Source organism: Natronospira sp. (assembly GCF_007134575.1).
Taxonomy (GTDB): domain Bacteria; phylum Pseudomonadota; class Gammaproteobacteria; order Natronospirales; family Natronospiraceae; genus Natronospira; species Natronospira elongata.
The window spans coordinates 1-3,939 of the sequence record NZ_SLKM01000009.1 but is presented as its reverse complement, the minus strand read 5'-3'; the positions used below and the strand labels follow the sequence as shown (position 1 = coordinate 3,939).

4 protein-coding genes are annotated in these 3,939 nt (G+C 63.3%); 1 reads left to right on the top strand and 3 read right to left on the bottom strand.

What is annotated here, in order from left to right; genetic code table 11:
• The coding region (locus ACJWXQ_RS00300; protein WP_406671906.1) for an integron integrase at nucleotides 1–782 on the top strand (782 nt) is incomplete at its 5' end.
• 139 nt (nucleotides 783–921) lie between these two features.
• Here ACJWXQ_RS00300 and ACJWXQ_RS00295 read toward each other — a convergent pair.
• The 3 genes from ACJWXQ_RS00295 to ACJWXQ_RS00285 form a co-directional block, all read right to left on the bottom strand.
• Nucleotides 922–2,169 carry a type II toxin-antitoxin system HipA family toxin gene (locus ACJWXQ_RS00295; RefSeq protein WP_406671905.1) on the bottom strand — a complete coding sequence of 416 codons (1,248 nt, stop codon included), beginning with the start codon at nucleotides 2,167–2,169 and terminating at the stop codon, nucleotides 922–924.
• Nucleotides 2,159–2,497 (bottom strand): helix-turn-helix transcriptional regulator, encoded by a 339-nt coding sequence (locus ACJWXQ_RS00290; protein WP_406671904.1) that lies wholly within the window; start codon nucleotides 2,495–2,497, stop codon nucleotides 2,159–2,161. The genes ACJWXQ_RS00295 and ACJWXQ_RS00290 overlap by 11 nt, the downstream gene beginning before the upstream one ends.
• 159 nt (nucleotides 2,498–2,656) lie before the next feature.
• Complete coding sequence (locus ACJWXQ_RS00285) at nucleotides 2,657–3,877, bottom strand: methionine gamma-lyase (RefSeq protein ID WP_406671903.1); 1,221 nt, start codon at nucleotides 3,875–3,877, stop codon at nucleotides 2,657–2,659.
• Nucleotides 3,878–3,939 lie beyond the last annotated feature (62 nt).

Below are 3,939 nucleotides of genomic sequence, written 5' to 3'. Positions count from 1 at the left end.
CGGAGCGGCATGTGGCGGTTTCGACTCAGAGCCAGGCGCTGAATGCGCTGGTGTTTCTGTATCGCGCGGTGCTGGAGCGGCCGCTGGGTGAGATTCAGGGCATCCGGCCGGCGAAGCGGCCACGGCGCTTGCCGGTGGTGTTTACGCATGAGGAGGCCATGGCGGTGATACGGCGGCTGGAGGCGCCCTACCAGTTGATGGCGTCCTTGATGTACGGCAGTGGCCTGCGAGTGACGGAGGCGGCCCGGCTGCGCATGAAGGATATTGACCTGGGGCGTGCCGTTCTGACGGTTCGGGATGGCAAGGGGAACAAGGATCGCACGACGATTCTGCCACCTGCCGTCGCGGGGCGGCTCAAGAAAAGAATGCAGTGGGTTGAGACACAATGGCGGCGGACGCCACTGGATCGGCGCCAGCCGGTCAGTCTGCCCTTTGCCCTGGCCCGCAAGTATCCCAACGCGGCGACTTCCCTGCCCTGGCAATGGCTGTTTCCGGCACCGGGTCTGAGCCTGGACGATGAGGACAGGGCGGTTCGCCATCATCTGCATGTGAGTGCGGTTCAGCGCCGGGTCAGGCGGGCGGTTCGGGCCTGTGGAATTGGCAAGCCGGCCAGTTGCCATACCTTCCGGCACAGTTTCGCCACGGAATTGCTGCGTGGGGGTGCGGACATTCGTACCGTGCAGGAGCTGCTGGGGCATGTGGATCTGAACACGACACAGATCTATACCCATGTCCTCGGGACTGGCTTTGCCGGGGTGCGCAGCCCGATGGAGATGATCTGACGGTTCAGGCGGTGGCTTTCGGGGTTTGATGGCACGGCTCCCTATGCTCGGTTCAGATTAATACACTCCCAGTGTAGCTGTCGGTACCAGGGTTCACCAGATCGTAGGATTGCCGGGTTGAGCTGGCACCGCTTACCCCTCATTCGCCCAGTGAATACGGGTTGAGAAACTGACGGCCCCATAGCATTTGACGCTCTGCAGTGGATAGCCCGGCTTCAACGCAGGTTTCTGCCCAATGATCATGGATGCCCTGGCGTTGCTGCTGGATGATGTCGTCCGCTTGTTCCGATGTCAGGAGGAATTGCGGTGCGGCCTGTCGGCAGAGATGGAGCCGGCTGCTGCGGTTCTGGCCCTGAATCAGCATGGCCTGGGTGGCCTCGTTGCCGGTTCTAGCCTGGGGGCAAATATCGTAGGCTGGGGTGAGTGCCAGGCTGTTGCCATCCCAGAAGGCGGCATGATTGCGGGCATGGTCGTCAGTATTGCCACAGAGGATGTTGAATACCAGACGACCGAAGAGCTCTCGCAGTGTGGCGCGAGGCTCGTGGAAACGATGGCGAATGATATCGGCCAGATCCTCATAACTGGCGTAGCGGGCCATCATTTCGTCGAGCTCCAAAATCGTGAGGGCGGAGACCACCATTCGCCGCTCGCCTTCCCGTTCTCCGGTGGGACGATCAAACCGCTCGACCAGAAGCACATCCTTTCCGGCCACTTCACGCCGCTCCACTGCCGCCACATTCAAGCCCAGGCGGGCAGCGAGCCGCATGGCGAGAAATTCGACTTTGACGGTTGGCATCACGTCCGTGCTGCTGGAGAACTTGGCGATGTACTGTCGTCCATCCGCCTGAATGCGTGCTTTGGGGCGCGCTCCACCCAGCGAGGTACCGTGTAGCAACGCCCGCTCAAGGGCGGTTGGCAATGACTGGCCCCGCTCGATTCGAGCCGCTGCTTCCTGCAACTGCTCCAGACTGGCCTCATCCCCCCGGCGGGGATGGTATTCATGAGCGGATGTCTGGAAGTCCAGGGCACCAACGCGGTCTGAGCCGGACTTCAGCAGGTAGGTCATTTCATCGACAACGCCGGGGTCAACGCCACTGGCCGAGTCGCCAAACAAGCGATTGAGAATAACCCGGCGGCCCCAGGCGCCCGGCGCCCCGTCACGCAGGCAGCCCGGCATGGACAAACCCGGGCGCAGGGGTATCAGGCCGGGCGTCAGCGGCAATTCCGGCCAGTACAAGGGGATGGCTTCTTCCCGTCGCAGATAGCTTTGCCCGTAGTTGAATTGCAGCCCTGCCGGGGTTGGCGCCAACCGCCCGGCTACCACGGGCTCTGTCTGGCCGGGAAGCCAAACCCAAACATAGACTTCCCGGTGCGAACTAGAAGTCATCTTTCACCTTCCCGGGCGACTTGCGGACGGCACCGGGCAGCAGGGCGAGACGGTCCCTGGCGGCGTGGAGCCGGGCCTCCAGGAGCCCGTGCTCGGTCTCGAACAGGGGTACGCCAACAATGGCGGCCACTTCGAAGGCCGCCCCCAGCTGCACACGGGGGTCGCCCTTCTCGATGCGATACAGCATGTCTCTCGAGATACCGGCCCGCTCGCTTAGCTCCCGGGCCGTCATGCGCCTTTCCAGCCGGCCGGTCCGCACCAGAACGCCCAACAGGCGAATCGCCTGCCGCGTGTAATGGGAGTAGGTGTGTGTTCGGGTTCCTGCCATGCTAGCCCGCCTTAGTCTTACAGATAAGACATATGACGCCTGATGTCTTTTGTATAAGACAAATTATAGCAGTGGCTGGAGATATATCCAGGCAGTACGCGCCACGACCGGAACCCCCCTTCAGTGGGCCCCGGCCGTGGCATGTGCGTTTGGGCAGGTTCAGCCGGCCTTGCGAAGGTCGACCTTGTGGTCGAGCTTCTCGAAGGCCTGTTGCAGGTCGGCGATGATGTCGGCCGGGGTTTCCAGGCCGACGGAGAGGCGGACGAGATCGTCGCTGATGCCGTGTTCGGCGCGTTCCTCGGGGCTGAGCACGGAGTGGGTCATGCTGGCCGGGTGCTGGATGAGGCTTTCGGCATCGCCCAGGGAGACGGCGCGGCGGATCATCTGCAGGCTGTTCATGAGGGTGCGGCCGGCTTCCACGCCGCCCTCCACATCAAAGGCCATGATGGCGCTGAAGCCGTGCATCTGCTTCTTGGCCAGCTCGTGCTGGGGGAAGCTCTCCAGGCCCGGGTAGTAGACCTTCTTCACCATGGGCTGGGCTTCCAGCCAGCGGGCCACTTCCATCGCGTTCCTTTCCTGGCGCTCCATGCGCACTTCCAGGGTCTTCAGGCCACGCATGAGCAGGAAGGCGGTGAAGGGGGACATGACCGCGCCGGTGAAGTCCTTCAGGCCGGTGAGGCGGACATGAAACATGTCTTCCTCGCTGCCCAGCAGCACGCCGGCCACCAGGTCGCCGTGACCGCCCAGGTACTTGGTGGCGGAGTGGGCGACGAAGTCCGCGCCCAGTTCGATGGGGCGGGTGTTGACCGGGGTGGCGTAGGTGTTGTCCACGGCCACGCGGGCGCCGTGCTTTTTGGCGATCGTCGACACGGCCTCGATGTCCACCAGATCCATGGTGGGGTTGGCCGGGGTTTCGAAGTAGACCATCTTGGTCTTTTCACTGATGGCGGCTTCCAGATTGGCCGGGTCGGAGAGATCCACATGCCGAACCTTGATGCCGAACTCGGTCAGGCCGTGGTTGAAGAAGGCGTGGGTGCAGCCGTACAGGGTGGTGTCGGCGATCAGCTCATCGCCGGGGCGCAGGAAGCTCCACATCAGGGCGGTGATGGCGCCCATTCCGCTGGCGAAACCCAGGGCCGCCTCGGCCCCTTCCAGGGCGGCCATGCGCTTTTCCAGCAGCTCCACGGTGGGGTTGGAGATGCGGGAATAGAAATGACCCGCCTCTTCACCGGCGAAGCGGGCCGCGCCCTGCTCGGCACTGTCAAAAGCGAAGGTGGAGGTGACGTGCATGGGCGGGGTGAGCGCGCCCTGCTCTTCCAGGGGGTCGTATCCGTAATGGATGGCGCGGGTGGCGAAACCCGAGTGCTTGTCTGCGGCCATGGTGCTGCTCCCGTCGTCTTGCGACTGTCTTCCGTTGGCGATGCCCTGATGCTATGCCCTAT